27 protein-coding genes and 1 tRNA gene are annotated in these 20,760 nt (G+C 55.4%); 3 read left to right on the top strand and 25 right to left on the bottom strand.

All coding sequences use genetic code 11. The features are described from left to right. Positions 1–53: 53 nt before the first annotated feature. Both mug and ACXIZX_RS16115 read right to left on the bottom strand, forming a co-directional pair. Complete coding sequence (gene mug, locus ACXIZX_RS16110; RefSeq protein WP_479404524.1) at positions 54–569, bottom strand: G/U mismatch-specific DNA glycosylase; 516 nt, start codon at positions 567–569, stop codon at positions 54–56. Beyond that, on the bottom strand, positions 566–1,153 hold the full coding sequence (locus tag ACXIZX_RS16115) for a TetR/AcrR family transcriptional regulator (protein ID WP_179452114.1): 588 nt from the start codon (positions 1,151–1,153) through the stop codon (positions 566–568). The genes mug and ACXIZX_RS16115 overlap by 4 nt, the downstream gene beginning before the upstream one ends. A 134-nt stretch (positions 1,154–1,287) precedes the next feature. Between ACXIZX_RS16115 and ACXIZX_RS16120 the strand changes: the two genes are divergently transcribed. The 3 genes from ACXIZX_RS16120 (at position 1,288) to ACXIZX_RS16130 (ending at position 3,340) form a co-directional block, all read left to right on the top strand. Further along, on the top strand, positions 1,288–2,070 hold the full coding sequence (locus ACXIZX_RS16120; protein ID WP_179452113.1) for an SDR family NAD(P)-dependent oxidoreductase: 783 nt from the start codon (positions 1,288–1,290) through the stop codon (positions 2,068–2,070). A 189-nt stretch (positions 2,071–2,259) separates the two neighbouring features. Next, positions 2,260–2,335, top strand: a tRNA-Ile gene (locus tag ACXIZX_RS16125). Between the two features lie 270 nt (positions 2,336–2,605). Further along, positions 2,606–3,340 carry a type II toxin-antitoxin system death-on-curing family toxin gene (locus tag ACXIZX_RS16130; protein WP_479404525.1) on the top strand — a complete coding sequence of 245 codons (735 nt, stop codon included), beginning with the start codon at positions 2,606–2,608 and terminating at the stop codon, positions 3,338–3,340. 229 nt (positions 3,341–3,569) lie between these two features. Here ACXIZX_RS16130 and ACXIZX_RS16135 read toward each other — a convergent pair whose 3' ends face one another. The 23 genes from ACXIZX_RS16135 to ACXIZX_RS16245 form a co-directional block, all read right to left on the bottom strand. Further along, positions 3,570–3,803, bottom strand: coding sequence for a hypothetical protein (locus ACXIZX_RS16135; RefSeq protein WP_479404526.1), 234 nt, complete (start codon positions 3,801–3,803; stop codon positions 3,570–3,572). 133 nt (positions 3,804–3,936) lie between these two features. Then, positions 3,937–5,613 (bottom strand): hypothetical protein, encoded by a 1,677-nt coding sequence (locus ACXIZX_RS16140; protein ID WP_479404527.1) that lies wholly within the window; start codon positions 5,611–5,613, stop codon positions 3,937–3,939. 2 nt (positions 5,614–5,615) lie between these two features. After that, the gene (locus ACXIZX_RS16145) at positions 5,616–6,152 is read right to left on the bottom strand and encodes a baseplate complex protein (RefSeq protein ID WP_479404528.1); all 537 of its coding nucleotides are present in this window, start codon (positions 6,150–6,152) and stop codon (positions 5,616–5,618) included. Next, entirely contained in the window at positions 6,124–6,849 is a 726-nt protein-coding gene (locus ACXIZX_RS16150; protein WP_479404529.1) for a hypothetical protein, read from the bottom strand. Before ACXIZX_RS16150 ends, ACXIZX_RS16145 begins: the two co-directional genes overlap by 29 nt. Then, positions 6,839–7,417 carry a tail fiber assembly protein gene (locus ACXIZX_RS16155; protein ID WP_479404530.1) on the bottom strand — a complete coding sequence of 193 codons (579 nt, stop codon included), beginning with the start codon at positions 7,415–7,417 and terminating at the stop codon, positions 6,839–6,841. Before ACXIZX_RS16155 ends, ACXIZX_RS16150 begins: the two co-directional genes overlap by 11 nt. Next, positions 7,417–9,015 (bottom strand): phage tail protein, encoded by a 1,599-nt coding sequence (locus tag ACXIZX_RS16160; RefSeq protein WP_479404531.1) that lies wholly within the window; start codon positions 9,013–9,015, stop codon positions 7,417–7,419. The genes ACXIZX_RS16155 and ACXIZX_RS16160 overlap by 1 nt, the downstream gene beginning before the upstream one ends. A gap of 2 nt (positions 9,016–9,017) precedes the next feature. Beyond that, a complete protein-coding gene (locus tag ACXIZX_RS16165; RefSeq protein ID WP_479404532.1) occupies positions 9,018–9,611 on the bottom strand; it encodes a hypothetical protein in 594 nt (197 codons plus the stop codon). Then, the gene (locus tag ACXIZX_RS16170; protein ID WP_479404533.1) at positions 9,604–10,788 is read right to left on the bottom strand and encodes a baseplate J/gp47 family protein; all 1,185 of its coding nucleotides are present in this window, start codon (positions 10,786–10,788) and stop codon (positions 9,604–9,606) included. The genes ACXIZX_RS16165 and ACXIZX_RS16170 overlap by 8 nt, the downstream gene beginning before the upstream one ends. Continuing rightward, on the bottom strand, positions 10,785–11,114 hold the full coding sequence (locus ACXIZX_RS16175) for a DUF2590 family protein (protein ID WP_479404534.1): 330 nt from the start codon (positions 11,112–11,114) through the stop codon (positions 10,785–10,787). The genes ACXIZX_RS16170 and ACXIZX_RS16175 overlap by 4 nt, the downstream gene beginning before the upstream one ends. Further along, positions 11,111–13,084, bottom strand: coding sequence for a phage tail tape measure protein (locus ACXIZX_RS16180; protein WP_479404535.1), 1,974 nt, complete (start codon positions 13,082–13,084; stop codon positions 11,111–11,113). The genes ACXIZX_RS16175 and ACXIZX_RS16180 overlap by 4 nt, the downstream gene beginning before the upstream one ends. After that, positions 13,081–13,308, bottom strand: coding sequence for a DUF6890 family protein (locus ACXIZX_RS16185; protein ID WP_479404887.1), 228 nt, complete (start codon positions 13,306–13,308; stop codon positions 13,081–13,083). The genes ACXIZX_RS16180 and ACXIZX_RS16185 overlap by 4 nt, the downstream gene beginning before the upstream one ends. Next, a complete protein-coding gene (locus ACXIZX_RS16190) occupies positions 13,272–13,535 on the bottom strand; it encodes a putative phage tail assembly chaperone (protein ID WP_192412147.1) in 264 nt (87 codons plus the stop codon). The genes ACXIZX_RS16185 and ACXIZX_RS16190 overlap by 37 nt, the downstream gene beginning before the upstream one ends. Positions 13,536–13,681: 146 nt before the next feature. Beyond that, entirely contained in the window at positions 13,682–14,026 is a 345-nt protein-coding gene (locus ACXIZX_RS16195) for a hypothetical protein (RefSeq protein WP_479404536.1), read from the bottom strand. Next, positions 14,026–14,367 carry a M15 family metallopeptidase gene (locus tag ACXIZX_RS16200; RefSeq protein ID WP_192412149.1) on the bottom strand — a complete coding sequence of 114 codons (342 nt, stop codon included), beginning with the start codon at positions 14,365–14,367 and terminating at the stop codon, positions 14,026–14,028. The genes ACXIZX_RS16195 and ACXIZX_RS16200 overlap by 1 nt, the downstream gene beginning before the upstream one ends. Then, positions 14,364–14,654 (bottom strand): phage holin family protein, encoded by a 291-nt coding sequence (locus ACXIZX_RS16205; RefSeq protein WP_479404537.1) that lies wholly within the window; start codon positions 14,652–14,654, stop codon positions 14,364–14,366. The genes ACXIZX_RS16200 and ACXIZX_RS16205 overlap by 4 nt, the downstream gene beginning before the upstream one ends. A gap of 10 nt (positions 14,655–14,664) precedes the next feature. Then, a complete protein-coding gene (locus tag ACXIZX_RS16210) occupies positions 14,665–15,120 on the bottom strand; it encodes a phage protein (protein WP_192412151.1) in 456 nt (151 codons plus the stop codon). Beyond that, entirely contained in the window at positions 15,117–16,250 is a 1,134-nt protein-coding gene (locus ACXIZX_RS16215; RefSeq protein WP_479404538.1) for a DUF2586 domain-containing protein, read from the bottom strand. Before ACXIZX_RS16215 ends, ACXIZX_RS16210 begins: the two co-directional genes overlap by 4 nt. A gap of 17 nt (positions 16,251–16,267) precedes the next feature. Continuing rightward, positions 16,268–16,954, bottom strand: a complete 687-nt coding sequence (locus tag ACXIZX_RS16220; RefSeq protein ID WP_479404539.1) for a phage virion morphogenesis protein — start codon at positions 16,952–16,954, stop codon at positions 16,268–16,270. After that, a complete protein-coding gene (locus ACXIZX_RS16225; protein ID WP_479404540.1) occupies positions 16,951–17,460 on the bottom strand; it encodes a phage tail protein in 510 nt (169 codons plus the stop codon). The genes ACXIZX_RS16220 and ACXIZX_RS16225 overlap by 4 nt, the downstream gene beginning before the upstream one ends. Continuing rightward, a complete protein-coding gene (locus ACXIZX_RS16230; protein ID WP_479404541.1) occupies positions 17,457–17,912 on the bottom strand; it encodes a head completion/stabilization protein in 456 nt (151 codons plus the stop codon). The genes ACXIZX_RS16225 and ACXIZX_RS16230 overlap by 4 nt, the downstream gene beginning before the upstream one ends. Positions 17,913–18,008: 96 nt before the next feature. Next, complete coding sequence (gpM, locus tag ACXIZX_RS16235) at positions 18,009–18,710, bottom strand: phage terminase small subunit (RefSeq protein ID WP_479404542.1); 702 nt, start codon at positions 18,708–18,710, stop codon at positions 18,009–18,011. Between the two features lie 3 nt (positions 18,711–18,713). Continuing rightward, complete coding sequence (locus ACXIZX_RS16240; RefSeq protein ID WP_479404543.1) at positions 18,714–19,733, bottom strand: phage major capsid protein, P2 family; 1,020 nt, start codon at positions 19,731–19,733, stop codon at positions 18,714–18,716. 52 nt (positions 19,734–19,785) lie between these two features. Continuing rightward, positions 19,786–20,598 (bottom strand): GPO family capsid scaffolding protein, encoded by an 813-nt coding sequence (locus ACXIZX_RS16245; RefSeq protein WP_479404544.1) that lies wholly within the window; start codon positions 20,596–20,598, stop codon positions 19,786–19,788. Positions 20,599–20,760: the final 162 nt, after the last annotated feature.

Raw genomic sequence — 20,760 nt, forward strand, 5'->3', positions numbered from 1 at the left:
AGACGAAAAAACCCCGGCTTGCCGGGGTTTTTTATTGCCTGAGAGTCACTCTATCAAGCATGGCTTTGCAGCCAATCATGCAGTTGACAATAGGATGCGGCCATCTCTTCCAGCGTCGCACGATTTAACCCGCTCGGATTAGGCAGCACCCACAAACGCGTTTCACCCAGCGTTTGCGGCTGCTCGCCCCACTCAACTTTGCGCTGACGAAATGCTTTCTGGAAGGCATCTTTGCCCAACACCGCCAACGCACGCGGTTGATAGTGCAAAATCTTTTGCTGCAAGCGTGAACCACCGTCGCGTAATTCATCGCCGTCCAACTCGTTAGCCTGCACCGTCGGACGCTCCACCAGCATGGTGATGCCACAGCCAGTTTCCAGCAGCCGCTGCTCCTGCTCGGGCTTAAGTAACTCGCGCGTAAAGCCGGCCTGATATATCACTTTCCAGAAGCGATTGCCGGGATGCGCGAAGTGAAATCCAGTGTGCGCCGACGACTTGCCCGGATTGATGCCACAAAACAGCACCTGTAAATCAGGCGCAATGATGTCGCGGATATCGTGCTCGCTCATGCCATCTCCAGTCCGGCGCGTTGTTTTACCGATCGACGACTGCTCGCCAGCATAGTGCGCGCTTCCTCGTCGTCCGGACAAGCGCGAGCCATTGCCACCGCACCAACCATCTCAGCTAAGATAGTGGTCGCCGCGTCATCCGCATGCGGATGATTAAGCTCATTTAGCGTCAACGCCAAACGCTGCCGCATTGCTTCACGCCGCTGTGAAAACAACGTACGCGCCTCGACGGGTAAATGCGCCATCTCACTCACCAGCGCAGGCAGCGGACAGCCTTCACCCGGCGTGTTGCAATGCTGCTCGGATAAATAACTATCAATCAGCTGATTCAGTCGTTCAGCGGGATCGTTAATTGAAGTGATATCCGCAAAGCGTCGCGCCGAATCGGCAAACATCTCAGCAATCACCGCTTGCACCAGATCTTCGCGGGAGGCGAAGTGGGCATAAAAGCCGCCGTGCGTTAAACCGACGCGCTTCATCAGCGCCGCTACGCCGATGCTTTCAGTGCCGTTCTCGCGCATCACCATCGAGGCTTCATCCAAAATGCGCTGTCGTGTACGCGCTTTATGGCTCAGCTTTTCCATCTTCATTGACTCCGACATCGTTGATGGCAATCAGTGTAATTATTACAACCATCATATTCTAGCTTGACGATAAATATTATGATCGTCATATTAAATCTCGTAAATATGATAACCATCATTTAGAGGAACATACCATGTCACAACAACTGGCTTTAATCACGGGCGCATCAAGCGGAATTGGCGCGACTTATGCGAAACAACTGGCAGCACGTGGCACAAACCTGATTCTGGTGGCACGCGATGAAGCCAGGCTCAATCTATTGGCGCAATCGCTGCGTGAAGCGCATGGCGTTGAAGTCAACGTGTTGGCTGCCGACCTCACCAACCACGATGATTTGCTAAGAGTTGATCGCGAAATCCAGCAAAACAAAGCTATTACGCTGCTGGTAAACAATGCCGGCATGACTGTCGAAGGCGAATTCATTGACGGTGATATCGCGAAAATACAAACCATGCTGACGTTAAATATCATTGCGCTAACACAGCTGGCCCACAGTGCTGCACTGGCATTTCGTACACGTCGCAATGGCACGATTGTGAATATTGCTTCGGTGCTAGCGTTAGTGAGTGAATCAGCCAATGGCGCCTACAACGCCAGCAAAGCGTATGTGCTTTCCCTGACTCGTAATCTTCATCGAGAATTAGCCGAAAGCGGTGTGCGTATGCAGGCTGTGTTGCCAGGCTTAACGCGCACTGAGATCTTTGAGCGCGCAGGAAAATCCATTAACGATCTTCCCGCAGAGATGCTGATGGAAGTGGATGATTTAGTCTCGGCAGCGCTGCGTGGACTTGATGCGGGCGAGCTGGTGACGATCCCATCCGTGGAAGATGTGCAGCTTTGGCAGACTTATGAAGAGGCACGCATCGCCATATTGCCCTTCATCTCGCTCAACAAGCCTGCAACGCGCTATTTGTAGTATCGACAAACTTTCGAATGAGCCTGGTCTCAAAAAACGCTGATGATTGGGCGCTTAATAAGCGATAGAGCGTGGGATAGTAGATTTTTCTTTTTGAGATCAAAGAGTCAGCTATTGCTGTAATTTTCACCATCCAAATGGTGAACTCTGGATCACCCTAACAAGATACTCTATAATCCCCGCTCCGCTGGCCCCTTAGCTCAGTGGTTAGAGCAGGCGACTCATAATCGCTTGGTCGCTGGTTCAAACCCAGCAGGGGCCACCAAATTTTTCATATATTTTTCAGATAGTTACCAAAAATTTTCTCTTCATCTTAGAATTTTAAGTTGCTATCGATGTCCCTTTTTTGTCCCCCCAAAGCAATTTTTTCGTTGTGTTGTTCCCTGAGTTAAAGCAGCGCAGGGTTAACAAGATTAGTTGATTTCAGCAGTAAGAATAATTTTTGAACAGTATCTTTACGTAGCACAAGCTTAAGTTTCTTCTTTTTTGATTCTAATACGCACACTTGCGATGTATGAAGTATAAGGAGATTTGAATGGTAGAGTTTTCTGAGGTACAACAAATTCATGAGTATTTAACTGAGCATTACCAGTATTCTGAAGATCCAATCTCCCCCCCTGGCATAAAAAGCCCTGATCTTCTAGAATCGGCAATAGCGCGCCCTTTCATGACTATTGGAGGAAAAGATGCTTACCCTGATGTTATGGATAAAGCCGCAGTATTATTCCACGCAATAATTTCCAATCATACTTTTCATAACGGTAATAAAAGAGCAGCCTTATTATTGACAATGTGTTATTTAGATAAGGCGGGTTATTGGCTTGATAAATGTTCTGATATTGAACTTTTTGAATTTACCAAAAAAACAGCCGCACATGAAATTTCTAAAGATCGAAAAGACGAAATAAAAACTATTAAGACATTCCTCAAGTCTAACTCACGTAAGCGTAAGTATGATGACCAGCAATTAAGCTACCATGCCTTGTCGCAACATCTTTCAAATGCTGGTTTTTCAATTTTAGATGACGGTGAGTTTTATTCGATTATCAAAAACGGTAAACGCTATACAAAAATACTTAAGAAAGGTTTATACGGTAGAGAAAATTATGATGCGCCATATATCAGAGCATTAAGAAAAAAATTATCATTAACTCCCACTAATGGATGGGACAGTATGCGCTTCTACCAAGTTTCTTCAGGTTTAACTTCTAATATTGGAGAACTTGTAAAGCTACGCGGTGCTGTTTTAGATTGGCTTGCAAAAATTTAACACCATAGTATGTAGCTATCTGCATCAATAATATTTTTATATATTATCCAGGGCAAGGCTCCAAGAATATCTTTACAAGTTTTTCAGTCGTTCTTTTCGACATGAATCTTCTGTAGCTCTTGCCCTACTTAGCATTTCACGTTGATTCCTTGCAAATGTCGTTTATCCCCAAGAGATCCAGCAGGCCACAAAAAACACATAATTTCCATATAATTCAATGTAATAAATTTTACGTGAGATCCATATGTGATCCTTTAAACTGAAAAACACTGAAATTCTTTTCAATGTTTTCAGATGGCCGACTCCGGCAGAAAGCCAGCAGCAGCGCGCTCTGCCGCATTGGTTTGTAGAAAAATAAAACTGAAAAATTTTTAGGATGCAAAACCCGCAGGCGGGTGCGGTGTAGCGCCGTTTTTGTCAGTGAGGCGTTTATTTTGTCGGGCTGTGGCTGCGCCAGAGCCACGCTGTGCGGGTGATCCATGTGAGGGTAATACGTCGGATGGTTGCGCCGGTGCGGCGCTCTGAAGGCGTTCTGTGCGGTCTGGCCGCAGGCATAAAAAAACCCGCTGAGTTAGCGGGTTATTGGGTGATGGTGATTAACCAATGACGGGTGAGTATTTCGCCGCCAGCGCCGTGGCCTGCGAGGCACTTTGTCCGATGGCGGCGCTGTTGGTTGGCTGCCCGGTAGACGGGTGCGTATGGCTGGCCAGTTGTGTCGCCAGCTGCTGCACCAGTGCAACGGTATCCAGCATCAGCTGCGCCACGTTGATTTGCTCTGAACCAATCCACACCACCGGCGCGATAATCTCCTGACGCGTTCCTGCAACGCTTTTCCTCAGCTGGCCAATCTTCTCAACCAGTTCCTTTCCTACGATGATTGCGGCATTTCCTGTGATGTCAGATTCAGCGTTACCGCCTACTGTAATGAGCTGATCGCCCTTAACGCCCGTGGTGTAACTCCCCGTTGTGACCTGCTGAATTGCACCGGCCAGCAGCGTGGCAGTGCCAATCACGGTAGTTTTGTCGGCGGCCTTCACCGTCGTTTCACGGCTGACCAGCTCACGCGTTTCACTGTCGGCCTTCACCTCGCGCGCCATAGAGGTTTCCCGAATAACCTGATCGGTTTTTCGCTCCCAATCTCCCGCCTGTGTAACGCGCTGTGATACCTCTTCGCGCTGCTGCTGCAACTGCTCACCCGGCTTAACGTCCGGCAGGCTGGTGCCGTCCGGCACGGTCTGACGCACAAACGGCTTATCGGGACGGCCACCGTTAAATCCGACCTCAACCAGCGTGCCCTCAGGCGGAAACTGGAACATACCGGAGTCATTACCCGCCATCGGCACGGGCAGCGGTACGGCAGGATAAACCGGCGTGGTGCCGTCCGGCTTACCGTCTGCATCAAGTAGCTGGAGATCAACGGCGTAGCGCGGCCTGAACGGGTCGGCAAAGTTACCGCTTTTGACTGCTTCGCTGGGCGCAACCACACGGGCAAACTTAGGCAGATGCAGCCCGCTGGCCAGCTCCGGGTACTGACTTTCAATCTGTCGCTGAATGGGCGTCTTCTGCAACGCCTGCCCGGTTACGCGGTTGCGCGGCGTCCAGGTGATTGTCATGGTGTCGTTATTCAGCTGGACTTTGGTCACCCGCTGGCCGTTCAGCTCAACGCCGGGCCGCACGGTCTGGATAAGCGGCACAATCATCGAATTGCCGCCCGCCGCGCCCTGGCTGAACTCCGCCGGAACGTCTATCGGCTTGCCAGCAAACAGCGATTTTTCCGCCCCGCCCACGTATACGCCGCCGTCCGGCAGCTGATACCAGACGTAATCGTTAATACCGAAGGCTTTGCCCAGATTGCCCAGCAGCTGGAAGCCGGTGCCGCTGTGCGTAAAGTGTGGGATCGGCTTATCGCTGTAAGCAGCATCAGGCACGCTGAAAGTGAGTCCGCTGTTTTCTTCCAGCCAGGCGGCAATCTGGCGCAGCGTGGGATGCTGAAACGAGCACGGCCAGTTGCGATCAAATACGCCGCACACCTCACGCACAAACAGGCGCTGAAAGCCGCTTTCCGCTGGCTGCGAGCGTTCAACGTAGCCGGTAAACCAGCGAAGAATTAGCGACGGATAGCCCACATCGATGCGCACCATTTTACCGGTGTAATCGGTCTGAGTCTGCGCAGTTATAAAGCCCCGGCCACAGCTGTTAAGCTCCAGCACCAGACTGGCATCGGCCAGATGCACCTCATCGGTTGAGAGATAGAGACGGGTTAAAGGTTTCATCGTTATTCCAGTGCATCATTGACCGGCTTAAGCACCCTGCGCTCAAACCACGTCAGCTTTTCTTCGCTTTCCGCTGCAGCCTGTCCGCCGCCGGTGCTGCCGGTTTGTTTGGTGGCCGTAGTTTTACCGCTGGCGCGCGCCTCCCGCTTTTCCTGCACGCTGGCGTGCTCGGTCAGGGTAAACGTCACCAGCCACGCCATTTTCCCGTCCAACTGTGGCGCGTCGACGTTGCCGGTAAACGTTGCTTCGCGAAAACTTACGGCGCGCGCAACCTCATGCGCAATGCGGTATTTCTGCCGCTCTCCACTGGCATTTGTGGCTGAAGCAAGCTCAAAAATCCGCTTAAGCAGCGCGGGGTTGCTGAAAGCAATTTCACCCGAAATGCGCAGCTCTTTTCCTTTGACGCCCTGCTCTGCCTTCGTCGTTGCGCTGGTCTGCCCCGACTGGTCTTTGTCCTGGATCTGCATGGATACCGTTACCCGCATATTTTTAAGCGGGATACCTCCACCGTTAATGGCCAGCGTTGGGTTCGTACTCATGGATCATGTTCCTTATTCCCTCAAGATTTTCCCCGACCAGCATGATTGCCGCCGTATACACGGCTGAAGGCAACGGGATATTTTTTACCATTTCTGTGAGCGTCAGCAGCAGCTGGCCACTCCCGGTAAAAACCCATGCGCGCGCACTTTTGCCCTGCAACTCACTTAATCCGCTGGCCACCTGCGCAAGCACTGCATCGCGCTGCTGACTAAAAGCAGCCAGTTGTGCCTTCAGCGCATCCATTCCCACGCCAGCCGCCGCCTCGCTCTGCGCCTGCTTTACTGCCGCCGCCGCCAGTACTTCCCGGCTCGTTGGCACCGACAGCGGCACGGATGGCGGCAACGCCTGCGCTCCTCGCGCGGGTATCTGCATTTTTTCAGTGGCCAGCGCTGCGGCAGACTGCGCCAGCCGCCTTGCCTGAACAAACGCCGGTGCCGGAAACACTTCGGCCAGCTGGTTCAGACCGGACATAAAGGCGTCCTGCGTCTGACTGGCCTGCATGACGATCACCACGTCAGCCGTTCCCCCCATTCCCGCCAGCTTTTTAGCGAGGTATTCCGTTGCGTTCACCGGGCTTAAATAAGCGCCGTTTTCAGTCTGCTGACCTAATCCATAAATCCACGGATGCGCCGGGATAACGCTGCACCTTGTGGCCATCATCGAATCGGTAAACGCCAGCCTGCACTCACGCCACATTTTCAGGCACTTCCGGCCAGACAACGCTTAACGGCTCGTCACAGTTCACATTAAGCAGATCGACGCGGTAATTTCTCAAGGCAAGCAGCTGCGCTTTCTGTGCCTCGCTTGCGCGGCCAAGCTCTACCGCATCGCTGAGCGGGTCAATCAGCAGCGAAACGCTCTGAAGACGGGATAACTTTTCCTGCTCAGCAGCCGCGCTAAGCTGCTGCCGGGTCAGCTCAACGCGGGTAATTTTCCCTTTCGCAAATTTCCAGCGCCCGTCAACATCAAGCCCTTGTGGCAGTGAAGTTGCCTTCAGCTCACGCACGCTTAGCCCTTCGGGCATGATGGTTGTAACGTCCATAGAAAACTGGCGGATCAGCCCGTCGTCGTCAAAGGCAATTTTCAGCGTCTCCGGGCTGAATTTCTTCTGGCACTCGTACCAGTCGTTACCGCTTTCATCCCGGAGAAAAATTATCGGCATTCCCGTCATGCTGAAAATCTGCTCAGCAAGCGCAGCCTTATCTGACGTCTCTGCAACTGCCATATCTGGCGTATAACGAACAAACTTACTCAGCGCCTGCATTACGCCACCCCCACGTTGTACCAGTTGCCATTCACTAAAATCTGCGGATAGCGATACCGTACCGCCGTCCAGTTTGTTTTCTGAGTTACTGCCACAACTACCGTGCCATCCGGAGCCGCCGCATAGGCGTTATCGTTGTTGCCGTTACCGGCTTCACCCAATCCGGCCAGCCTGAAACTCTGCACGCGGTTCAGCTGCGCATCATTGGCTTTGTTCCATGCGTCGTTTGCCCGGTTTACGACGTTGTCGATATTCTGACTGATGGCATCCCACAGCCATTGCCCGTTAGCATTCCATCGGGTTCCCCAGATATTGCCGTCCGACGCCATCCATGCGCCCTTGTCGCCAACGCGGAGATCGCCATTAATCCGGGTTGGCCCCAGTGACACCTCTCCACTGCTGGCGTTAACGGTAATTGGCCGCGTTTCATCCCATGAACCATCCGGATCGTTCGCTCTTGTTTTCAGCAGATATAAGTTGCTTCCGTCAAAACGAAAAATGAATGACCGTTGAGCCTGTTTCAGCCTCAGCGCATCCACATAGGTTGAAATCAACGGGCCGGTCATCATGTCGCCATTTTTTGCGACACGGTTATTAGCATTTTCATTTGCCTGCTGCGCTGCATCCAGCGACTTCTTATCGGCTGCATCAGCTTCCTGCCTGCTGTACACGCTCAGCGATTCGCGTGATTTCGCTTTATCGCTTAAGTCGGCCAGATTTTTGTCTTTGCGCACAAAATCATTGTTCGCCTGCTGATCGCTCACGCTGCCCTTCGGGCGCAAATCCGTGATCACGCCAGCGGCATCAATGCTGGCCAGCGCAAACACATAGTGCTTCACTCCGTCCTGCTCATAACCGGCAAGGTCTGCGGCCAGCGTGATTTTGCTCTGCACGCCCCACTCGCTGGCAAGCGTTCCCGTCCAGCACACGTCCAGCCAGACTTTTACCGGCTTAACGCCCACCGTGATGTTCTGATTTGCGTCCAGCTGCGCACGCAGCCCGCCCACGTAACCCGCGCCACGGGTGACGAAGTACTGACTGCCCGATTTGGCGACCAGCCAGCTGTCACCAAAAAACGCGCCGGTGCCGTAAATATCTGTGTTTTCCAGCCGCTGGCGTTCATCCATTGCCGCCAGACGTGCAGTGAAGTCTATCTGCCACGTTTCCGCCGGTGTGCTGATGCCGGTTTCCTGCTGCGCGCCGTTGTATTCCATCAGGAAAGAGCGGGTCAGCACGTTGCCCTGCTGGCCTTCTTTTGTTTTCAGCTTCTGCTGCTCCGGCGCGTGAACCACCATCGCCAGCGTGCCGCTGGCTTTGTTCACAAGGCCAATCCAGTTAAACGTGAAATCACCCACGTCAGCGCCCAGTACGGCGGAGTGCACCACCGCATTGTCATTTACCACGCCCTTACGATTTACGGGCTGACGGTGCACAATCTGCGCCGCCGGGGGAATGCCTTCACTGCGGTCAATCGGCGCGTTCGGGTCTAATCCCGGCACGCTTGCGAAAATAAATTCATCCAGTAAAACCGGTTCGCCACTTTCAGCCTGGCGTGCTTTCCACTGCTCAAAAGCCGTGGTGATAACGGTCTGAGACATAACTACCCCTTAATACTCGCGCTGAAGGTTGCGCTGCCGGTTTCCGTACCGGCAAGCTTTGCCGGATATACAACGTATTCGCCCTGGTCCCACCCGGCCCGAATGTAAAAATGCTCTGAGGTGATCACTTCGTACTGATAGCGGCGGCAGGTTCTGCCGTACTGCCGGATTATCTGAATCAAAAGCTGCGCGTTATCGGCTATCTGGCTGTCAGTCACGCGAACCAGAATCACGTCCCAGTCAATGTCCGGCTGGCGCTCCAGCAACTCAACATACCCGATGCCCAGCCGCTCAAAGATGCTGATAAACCCCGCCACCGAACCGGCATCCCGTGCGTTGATGAAGGCGTAAGCCACGCGCTTGCGGTACAGCGCCAGCGGCTCACCGTTGAAGCGGGTAATATCGCGGTCATAAGCCAGCAGGTTCAGCAGCGGCTCAGCGCAGGTCAGCGGATCGAACTGGCTCACCGGCCACGTCACCCAGCCGTAAACCAGCACCCAGAATTTCCGCGCCGCCTTCAGCAGCTTTTCCGGCTCGCCCTTTTTCATCCACGTTGGCAGGCTCAGCCCGGCCAGCTTTTTCATGAAATCAGTCATGTTCAATGCTCACATTCAGACTCTTCAGGCGCGGCACGCTCAAATCGCTCACAATGTCCGCCAGTGAAAAGGTGATGGAATCCACCTCCGGGAAGGTTTTATGAATTTCCCGCCCGAGGTTTGAGAACGAAAAGCGCCCGTATGGCCACGTTTTCCTGACGGTGTAATCCGCGTTTTCCCTGAAGGCACAGCGGATCAGGTTTCCGGCGTTTCTCTTCAGCAGCGCCTGATTCTCCTGCGTCATGTTGTCCGGGTCTTTCAGGTACAGCACCACGTTCAGATCGTGCTGCGTTTCCGGCATGCCGAAGCACTGCATATCGTCACCGTGGCCGTGGTGGCCCTGCGTGTTGATGTAGTCATTCACCGCCGCAATAAACGGCCCGGATGCCACACCCGAATCCAGCAGCAGATACGCGTTTGCCGTTCCCGGCCCGCGCGGCGCATCGTGCAGGAAGAAAATGCGGTCAATGCTCAGCCCCACCACTCCGGCAATCATTGAGCGGTAGACCGCGTCGGTGTGATAGTTGCCGACCAGGTTGAACTGATTGCGGCAGCGTTCGCGCAGCTCGTCGTCACTTTCTTCGTCTGCCCCCGGCACCGTCAGCCAGTCTTCTTCGCTTTCAACGTGCGTGATACCGGACACGGCCACCGGCAGGATGCGGAAATATCCCGGCGCAAGGTTGTACGCGGCCCCGGCCTGCGTTGCCCTCACCGGCACCAGTGCGCTGGCCACCCCTGACGCAATCGTAAAATCACCCGTCGTGACCAGCTCGTAAACCACGCCGTTGATGCGTTCGGTCAGAACCCGCGTACCTGCTTTCACCACCACCTCAGCACCAGCGCTTTCTTTCCAGAACCGGATCACGCCCTCCGCACGGCTCGCCGGTTTGGCGGTCACGTTCACCGCCCATGCCAGCAGGCGCAGCAGCTTGCCGCTTGCTGTGGCCACAAACATATTGGCCAGCACGGTGTTCACCAGCACATCGACCAGCCACAGCACCGGCGCGGTAATAATGGCCGTGACCAGCCGCCAGAATGGCGACATGCGGGATGTGTTGGTGATAAGCCCCTCTTCAGCTGCAATCGCCGTAAACTTCGCGCGCAGCTCCGCGTCCGTCACCGGCATCCCGCTGGCCTTCACCACCTCCTTAAAATCAACCTGCGGCTTTTCCGTCATATATCCACTCCGTAAGAAATAGCGCCGAACTCATACGTGCTGGCCGTCACCCAGAGGCGGGAAAGCGTTTCCTCGGTCAGCTCAATCGTGCCGGGGATAATTCGCTCATCGTTCTCAATCAGCAGCTCAAGACGCGTCAGAATGTCGGCACGCATCGTCGGGCTTCTTTCTGCGATCATTTCGGTCAGCAGGCCGGATTCAAGAATGGCGTGCGCAATATCCTGCTGAATACTTTTGCGGTTATTACATGTCACGGGTTCATTACCCGTATTTAAAACAAAGTCGCCATTCTCAATAAGCAGGTCGATATAAAATAATTCACTCATCCGGCAAGCTCCTGCCACTCGGTTAATTGCTGCGGCGTCATTCCGTTCGCCATATTAATTTCCACCTTATCAATCCGGCGGCTGTTATCCGTGACGGCACGGCTGTTGCTGTTAATGGTTTTACTCACGCCGCCGGAATCAATGCCTTTAAGCTGGCCGCCGGTAGATAAGTTATTTTCCATGACCGGCGGCGTCGGCACTGGCGCGCCCAGCTCCGAAATATCAATGCCGGGAATTTTATTCAGCTTTGAAATAATCCAGTTCAGCGAGCTCAGCGCCGTGGATTTAATGCTGTCCCACAGGTTCGCAAACAGGTTCATAATCCCGGACGCCATGCCGCCAAGCGTTGCCGTGACGGAAAACCCGGACAGCAGCGCGACGAAACTATTCCAGCCGTCTTTGATGGCGGCCCACGCCCTGCCGAACACCCCAGCCACGTATTCAATCGCCGCCGTCACCACCTGAAAGGCGGCGGTGTCCATTACCGCCGCTTTCACCGCGTCCCAGTGAGAAATCAGCAGGTAGCAACCGGCACCCAGCAGCGCAATCGCGCCGACGATCAGCAGAATGGGCCAGCTCATAAAGTTAATGGCCGTCCCGGTCAGCATGGCCGCCATGCGTACCGCCAGCAGGACGCCGCGCAGTGTGCGCATCACGGCGGCATAAGCCAGCGTGGCTTTTTGCGCCAGCCACAGCGCCCCGGTGTACAGCTTTGTCACCAGCAGCAGACCGCGCCAGATGGCCGTCAGCCCGACCATCACGAAGCCGCCCACGCCCATCACGATATTGGCCAGCGCACCGGCTCCGGCAAAACTCAGCACCGCCAGCGCAACATAGCCCACCACGCGCGCGATGTTCGGGAACATCTGCATCCAGCGGGCAAACGTCTGCCCCATATCCGCCAGGCGGTTCAGCAGGGGATACAGCACCGGGATAAGCGTCATCCCAATCACGCGCCGGATGGCCGTCAGGATTTCCATGAACCTGTCCCACGGCTTCACCATCTTCGCGGCCATTTCCTGCGTGCGCTTCAGCCCGTCACTGCCGCCCAGCTCGGTGATGTTGCGCTGAAGCGTGCCGACGTTGCCCCACAGCTGTTTGACCACCGCCGAACTGTCACCGAACGCGTCATCAAGCGCCTTCTGCGCCTCCACGTTTCCGGCGATGCTGTCGCCGTATTTGGCCTGGAGTTTGGTCAGGATCTCCGGCATCGAGAGCATCTGGCCAGCCGTATTTTTAAAGCTCAACCCCAGCTTTTTGGCGCCGTCTTCGGCTCCGGTCAGAAAGCCTTCGTAAGCGCCGGACGCTTCTGAACCCAGCGTGCGCTGTAGCTCCCCCATCACGGCCAGCTGCTCATTCAGCCCGACGCCGTAGTTTGTGCCGACGCCGCGCGCGCCTTCCATCAGGTCTTTAACCAGCCCCATTTCCACGCCGAAGCGCTGGCGCATAAACGCCATTTTGTCGGCCAGTTGCTCGGCAAACTGCACCTTGCCCAGCCTGTCCGCTTCTTCCCTGAAGTTGCCGAACATCTGGCCCAGAAACTCCGCCGACTCCGCCGCCGAACTGCCCACCGCCGCCGCCATCAGGTTGGCCACCTGCGTGACTTTGGGCAACTCGGTGCCGGTGAGTCCGCCAATGGCCGCGTTAATGCTGGACGTTGACTGCACGAACTCCACGGCGCTTTTGCCGTAGGTCATGGCGAAGGTGTTCGCGTCTTTCTCCACCTGCTTCAGCGCTGAACTGTCAATGCCGCGCGCTGACTGCTCCTGAAGCGCGTCGTACATTTCAATGGCCGGGCCAAGCGCGCCTTTGATTGCCTGCCCGACGCCCCACAGCGCCGCGCCGCCCACGGCAACGCGCTGGAATGAGGCGCGGGACTTATCCGCAAACTCCGTCACGCCTGCCTGCGCCTGTCGCAGCGGCCGCGTCACTTTGTCGATCAGCGCTAACGTAAATTCCAGCTGCCTCATTCGCTTCCCTTAAGTGCCAGCGCGATGCCGTTGGCAACGGCAATACGCTGGTTTTCCCAGTAACGGTTATCAAGCCACAACGCGGCGGAAAGGCTGTCTAAACTGTCCTCCTCACCGGGAAGCCAGCGACGGCGTAAAATTGAATATTGTTCGAGTCCGTTTGAATCGATATTACGAACCCGATCGGTTAGTTTTTTACGGTGATTTCCAGTTCCGGCGTATATTCATCCAGAACCTTACCCACAATCTGTAATGCCGCACCGGGACGCTCCAGCAGCTCTGTTAGCGCTTCCTTTGTTTCCGGCGTGACGATGCGCACCAGAAAGTTATGCGCCGGGGAAACTTTATTTCCCATCGTGATTTCGTTGATATATTTGTTATACGCGGTGACGTTGGGTGAAAATGAAACGTCTTTACCCGCTATTTTCATTTCAATTAATTTTTCACTCATGGTTCTTTTTCTCTCTTAATATAATTTCATCAACAATCAGATTGTGGCGAGCCGCACAGGCTGAATAAAGTTCAACCCACGTCGCTAATAATTCCGCTGCTGCTCTGCCGTCATTTCCCTGTAATCGTGGAAGATTAACCGGGCATTTAGTTTTTAGATTTTCCTGAAAGGGTACGCTCTGCTTTTTCACTGGCTTCGTTGTACATGCGGACAAAGTCATCAGACACACACACGTTAGTAAAAACAGGCTTAACCACTTCAGTGCGTAATCCGTCGGGGATCGCACCTTTTAACTCCTCCAGTTTTACCTCAAGCGCTCTGGCCGATTCGCTGGCCACGCCCTGCAACTCACTGCGCGCCTTATCGGCGGCCAGCCCGGCGGCACGTTCGGCCACCAGTTCTACGCTGTCGCGCTGCCAGTTTGCACCCGTCCAGCCTGCCCAGAACGCCAGCGCCAGACCGGCAATCGCAAACAGAATCTGTCTGGCCATCAGCGCACCCCGTTATGCTCCAGGCTGAAGTGATTGCCATCCGGGTTCTTTTTAAAGCGCCCGCCCCAGCTGCCGCCCAGCGACTCCCAGTATTCACCCAGCGCCTGATAATCCTCGGTACGGGTTTTGTACTGGCCGTTAACGAAGAGGTTAAAATCCACCGCCAGCCGCTGCGTGTGCAGGCTGTTGCTGATGCCGCTGCCGTTCTTTGCATTCAGCGCCGCCTGCTCCGGCGTGCGGTAAGCCTCACCAAACGTCAGGCGCATACCGTTGTCCTGCGCAAAGGTGATCAGCTGCGCAATCAGCGCGGTGAAAAGCTGCTGTTTTTCCGATAGCGTCACTCTTTTGTCTCCCGTTTATCGCCACCTAACCGGCGGCGCAGCCATAATTCACAGAACTGATACCCCAGAATTCCCAGCCCCGCGCCCAGCCCGTTGATGGCCACCGGCGAAATATCCGGGAACTGCACCAGCGCCGCACCCGCCGCCACCGAAATGGCAGAACCGAGGATCACGCGCCCGGTAATCAGGCGAAACGTGATTTTTTCATTGCTGGCCAGCACCTTCCCCAGTGCAATCAGCGCCCCCATCACAAGCAGGGTGTATAGGCTTTTTTCGTGCTCCTGCATTACTGCTCCCTTAGCTGATAAGGCTTTCCGTTGCCGACGACTCCAGATACGGCACGCCGTTGATGTTGATGAATTTCGGGCTGGTGACGAAGTACTTCACCTTGTGCGTGGTCAGCGCGCCGCCCTTCGGATCAATGTCCAGAATGTTGCTGATAATCAGCTTGCAGCCGAACGCCTCAACCTTGACCTCTTCGCTGCCCACCTTCGCGTAAAACAGGAAATCGACCACATCAATGCCGCGCCATGAACCGGCCGCTCGGGCTTTCGCCGTCAGCTGCTGGAACACCTTGCTGCTGAGTTCAATCTCACCTTCTCCGGCTACGTCACCGGCGGTGAAACCATCCGGCACGCCGCGCGTTGATGCGGCGGCGGTGTTATCCGTGACATCGAGAGAGATTTTCTCAACGTGGAGCATTTCTCCGTCAATGTTCACGTCGAACGACTGGCCGCTGATACGCTGGCTCATGCTGCTACCTCGCTTTTGTTGATGCTGGTATCAAGCACCAGCCCCACGGTGATTTCTTTCGGTGATTCAACCGGGCGCATCACGATATAAATTTCCACCTTGCTGGCCGTCTTCCAGCTAACGGTGACGTCACCATCCAGCGGCGTTTTCACCTCGCCGGGAAAACGAATGCCGTTAATCTGGACGGACTGCGACATTTCGCGCAGCGGCTTCGCAAAGTTCTGCTGCGTCGCGGCAATGCTGCCCGGCGTGGTATTCATCGAGCGATCGGCAATACGGGCAATGGCCAGCAGGCGCACGCGGCGCGCCACCTTGTCGGCAATGCGCAGATACTCAATCACCTGATAATCACCGCCCTCCACGTCCAGCGTGCGCCCGTCAGCCCAGTAGAAGCCGTCATAATCCGGGTACCACATCGGCACGCTGTAGCGCAGCTTCTCCAGCGCCTGAAGCGTGGCCAGATCAAGCGGCTCGCCAGCGCCATCAACCGGCAAATCATCGCGTCCCATATCCAGCAGTGCGCCGGTTTTTACGCGCGCCGGGCTGTCGGCAATGGTGACGGCACGACTGCACAGGCGACCAGCCAGCACGCCCGGCTCATTCCCCCACAGGCGCGGCACCAGCTGCACCGCGCTGGCCGCAATGCCGTTCTGAAGCGCGGCCAGCCGCGTGACGTAATCCGCCCAGGTTTCTTCCCCTTCTGGCCCTGCCACGGCCAGAATGAACCACACCCAGCGCCCGTATTTAGCCAGCAGCGTGTTGCGAAGCGTGGCGGCAGCGTTAATCTGCGCCTTGTCGGCAACGTCGATGCACACCACAGCGCCTTCAACCGACGCGGCCAGCTGCGATTTTTCAACGGCTTCCACCCATGCCAGCGGCTCAGCGTCTTCAGACAGCAACCAGACGTAAGCAGACCAGTTCTGACCGCCGTTATTCATCGCGGCGGTCACCTGGCTTTTTAGCTCAGAATCATCCGCACCCAGCAGCACATCAAAATCCGTCTGCGTGTTGACCGGCAGCACCTTGCCGGTGTTTTTCTTTCCCTTACCAACAAAGAGCACCGTGCGCTCAATGTCAGCCGTTTCGCCCTGAAGCTGGTTTAACTGATTAATCGTGACGTTTGGCCACATACCCTTCCCCTGATTTATTAAGCGTTAACGTCCCAGCCGTAGCCGATGGCCTGTAGCTGGCGCGCCAGCGCCTTATTGAAGTCTTCAGCACTCATGCCGACAAACGGACGCGCTGGCAGGTCAATCGACCAGGCTGTTTTAACCGGCCTGCCGCTCAGCTTGCGGATAAGCAGCCCCGCCTGCGCAAATCCCAGCGTTTCGGTAATTTCCTTAAACGGCGGCTTTCGCCAGCGTTTTCCCTTCTTCACCTTGTAGCCCAGCTTGCGCAGCCGTTTAGCCTGCTTCAGCGTGGCCATTCTTCCCGCCGGTGCCGGTCTGCTCACGCTGCGCGCCCGGACGGTTGTTTTCATGCCTTCCTGCTGCGCGTAGCCGATAACGCCCGCTGGCACCGGGTTTTGCCCGTTACGGTAGCCACCGCCCTGAAGGTAGAGGCGCAGCGCCTCTATCTCCGGCATTTCCCTGATGTGCAGCAGATTCGGCAGGTTGCGCAGCATCTTGCCCCGGCGGCGCGTTTTACGGCCCTGCCACGGCGTCCCGTCCGGTGACTGCTGATTGCGCACGTTGCGCTTCGCCGCCGGTATCACGCCGTACTTAGCGAGACGCCAGATAAGCCGCTGCCGCTTTTTCTTTGGCAACTCCAGTTCGGCCAGCGCCTTGCGCAGTTCGCGCAGCTGCGAGCGGTCAAGCTCTGCTCCGATGATCACTCCGCTACTCCCGGCACATCACCGCCCGGCGCGTAAACCAGTGCGCTTAGTGCCGTCCAGATTTCCGGGTCAGCCAGACGGTAACGCGCGCCCTGATAAGGAACTGGCCCGTTGTCATCCGGCACAATGACCAGTGATTCCGCCATTGGCACCGTTACCGTGACGATGGCGTTTTCTTCGTCAATCAACTCAATGTCCCAGTCCGGGTCGGCACTGGTGATGCCAATCTGGCTGAACAGCTCACGCTCGGCGCTGTCCTGCGCCAGCCAGACCTCAATCAGCGCCATCAGCAGACGCGGATCGCACTCGCGAAACGGGAAGCGCTCCCACAACAGTTCAGCGTCGTAGCGGATAACGGAAAGCCTCACCTGCCCCAGCCCCAGTTCCTTTGCCGCCGGGACGGTTTTGAGGCCGGTCATTTCACTGCTGAAGGACAGCATGGCGCGCGGCGGCACGTTCGACTTAATGAAACTGGTCAGCGAATCCAGCTGGCTTTGATAGCTCACTTCACCACCCTCACCGTTGCGCGCTTCAGCCCTTTAATCTGGCGAATCACCATCGCCGCTTCCGTCAGCAATCCCTTGCGCGTTTCTTCGCTCTCCTGTCCCGGATGCGAATCGCGGCGGCCAACTGACGCAAACTCACCCAGCAGGTCAGCTTTTGCCCTGGCATACACCGCTTTTTTGTACTGCGCCGTCAGCTGGTTTTTTCCGCCGAGGCTCACGCCCGGCACGTCAGCGGCGGTCTGGTGTCCGGCCTGCCGGTGCCTGCTCTGCACACTGGCAAGCTGGCTGTTAACTTCGGCGGCGGCATTCAGCAGCGCTTCGCCCACCGTTCCGGCGTCAACATCAGCCGGTATGCTGCGGCCCTGCTGAAAATCCGCCAGATTCATGTCTGGCCAGAAACCGTCGTTAACCAGCGGGCTGTCCTGAAACTCAATCGGCTTGCCACTGAACATAAAATTTTTCCGTAAAAAGGTGGGCTGACCGGAATCCGCGGCGCATTACACAACGTGTTCTGCCCTCATCCGCGCCCACCCGGCTTGCGGTAGTCGTTACGGGGTCTGAAGTGAGCGAATGCGCGCCGCAATGGTTTTGCGCATCGTGCCCACTCCGACCTTGCGATACTTCGCCTCGGCGGCCGCCAGCAGCCGATCAGCGCTTAACAACGTCTCAACGTTGTCAATCGCCGTCGCCCGCGCCTGTCCGGATTCGTCGCGAAGCATCAGAAGCCCGGCAAACTTGAACCATTTGGCGGTGATCTCTTCGTGCAGCCGCCAGCGCTGCGTCACGTTCTCAAACGTGCGTGAGAAATACGGCTCTAAGTCTTCACCCGCCTGGCTTGCCTGCTCCGCCCACGCCAGCATCTGATCGGCCACGAATGCCGGGAAACGGGTCTTGAAGTTGCCCGGCGTTTCCTGCCCCTGCTCAATCGCGATGTCTGCCCAGTCCAGCGCCTGATCGTAATCGCCCACGTCAAACAGCCAGATGATGCAGTACGCAAACACCGGGTTGGCGTAGGGCTTGCCCAGCTCCAGATAGCTCGTAACCGTTGGCATCCACTTCGGCAGCAACTCCGTGCGCTTCATTTCCACACGCTCGGACACCATTTGCAGGTTGCGCAGACGCTCAACGTCTGCGGTGATTTCCTGCACCTGCGTGTGCAGGCTGTTAGCCGTGTTAACCGACTCAAGGCGCGCCAGCTGCTGCTGCATGGCCACGCGCTGGCTATGACGCTGTGCGGGTGAAAGGCTCATTTATCAGCCCTCAACCGGCTCGGTGACTTTGCCAATAGTCACGGCGTCTTCATCAATGGCCGCGTACAGCTCCGGCACCTCAACGGCGTAGCCTTCATTGCGCAGGTACTTGTTTTCGTACTGCTTACGGTCTTCAACAAACTCTGCCTTACGCTGGCGCGTGCCGCGCTGCGTGTAGATGTGCAGGTTAGAGAGCGGCGTCACCACCATGCGCTTGCCCGGCATAAACGGCGGGATAATGGCGGTGCGCCCGGCAATGGTGTTGCCCAGCATCTGCGCGGCGATTTTCTCCGTCGGCTTATCGGCTTTCTGATACAGGCGGTACTGCTCTGCCGCCACGAGATCGGCACCAACAAGAATCACCAGACGCGGGTCATTGCGGAACTGCGCCGGGATTTTGGCGTTAATCAGATCGGAGGCCATTGCATCCAGAGAGTGATAATCACCGGCGTCGTCCAGTGAGACGGGGTCAGTGATAATCTGCTGGCCGCCTTCAAAGCCTTTCATGCGCGCATGCCAGCCAATGTTGACGTCTTCACCGTTCGGGTTTTCATCCGGCTTAGTGGTTGCTGCAACCGTTTTGCCGTTGAAACCAATGCGCAGCATATCCAGCGCAAACGCCTGATTGGAAAACGTCTGCACCAGTTCGAAAAACTCGTTTTCATCACCGGCGTTGGCCCACAGTGAGAGCAGATCCCAGCGCAGCGCGGCACAGGAATCGGTTTCGACCAGCTTGTACTCATTGCCGTCCACGCCGACACGCTTGATAAAACGCCCTTCGGCCACGCGCCCGGTGTGTAGTGCTGATGCGCCAACAGAAACGACCTGGCCACTCAGCTGGTCAACGTCCGCGACGGTGATCATGTCGAGAAACTCAACCGACTCCAGCAAGGCGGCGCGCAGGCTTGTTTCCTGCGGGTCAGTTAATTTGAATGCGCGTGACGGGTTACTGACGCTGTAATGGCTCGCCAGACCGGCGGCGTAAGCGTCAATAAACTGGCTCGCACGTTGGTTTAATTGCATAAATCATCCTCTCGCAGTTACGCGAATTAATATTTCCCTGACAGGCGCGAATTTAAATAAATTTGAACTTGCGACCTTTTGGATTATCGTCGCGATGGTGCTTAGGCAACTGGGTGATTTTGTTATCCAGCTTGCCAAAGTTTTTAATCACTGCGCCGATGTTGTCACGCAACGTGGCAAATTCCTGCGTATCCACAACATCCGCGATGGCTTCAACATCTTCCTGCGTTGATGCCAGTTGGGATTCAATGGCTGCAACGCGCGTTTCAATATTATTTAACGCCTCGGCCAGCGCCTGAAGTTTGTCATCTGCCTGCGGTTCATCCGTAGTAGTTTCATCTTCGGCGAATTTCTTCGGCTTAATTCCAAACAGCTTTTGCCATTCTTTCATTTCTGTTTCCTGTTTAACTTTTCCGTCCCGGCCAAATTTGTAGCGGTAACAGCCGGACTTGATATTTTTACGCGTACTGAAGCGCATTCGTGTGGTGCCTACGCTCGCAGGCGAATCCGTTGCGCCCAGCCCCTCAAGATAGGAACGCCCGGTGCCGCGAAAGTCTCCGTCTTCAGTCAGTTCAACCGAGAAGTAAATAAGCTGATCGCGTTTGTTAGCTTCAATCAGGCTCAGATTAGGAACGATTTTTGCGTACAGCCTTACCAGCCCGTCTTCACCTTCCTGCCACATAACTTCTTTTACGCTGCCGCCATTTCCGTAATCGCGCTCATGCTCCGGCCAAATAAGTGCAGCGTATAATTCAGGGTTATATGTTTCAGCAGCATCAATTAACCACTCTCGCTTTAATTCTCTGCGGTCTACCGTGTCCCCCTCGGTGGCAATACACAACCAGTCAGTGCTCAGCTGTGACATATATTTTTTCGCCCTCCGTAACAGCAGGGCCATTATTCATAAATAAAACGCACTACGCATCCAACTTAATTCCAATACATTCGGATAACGTCAATTAGTCGAAGCCATGCGAATTGAAGCGGAATTTTTATTTTCATCACGGCGGCATAATAGCCACCAGAC

Source organism: Candidatus Pantoea symbiotica (assembly GCF_056491525.1).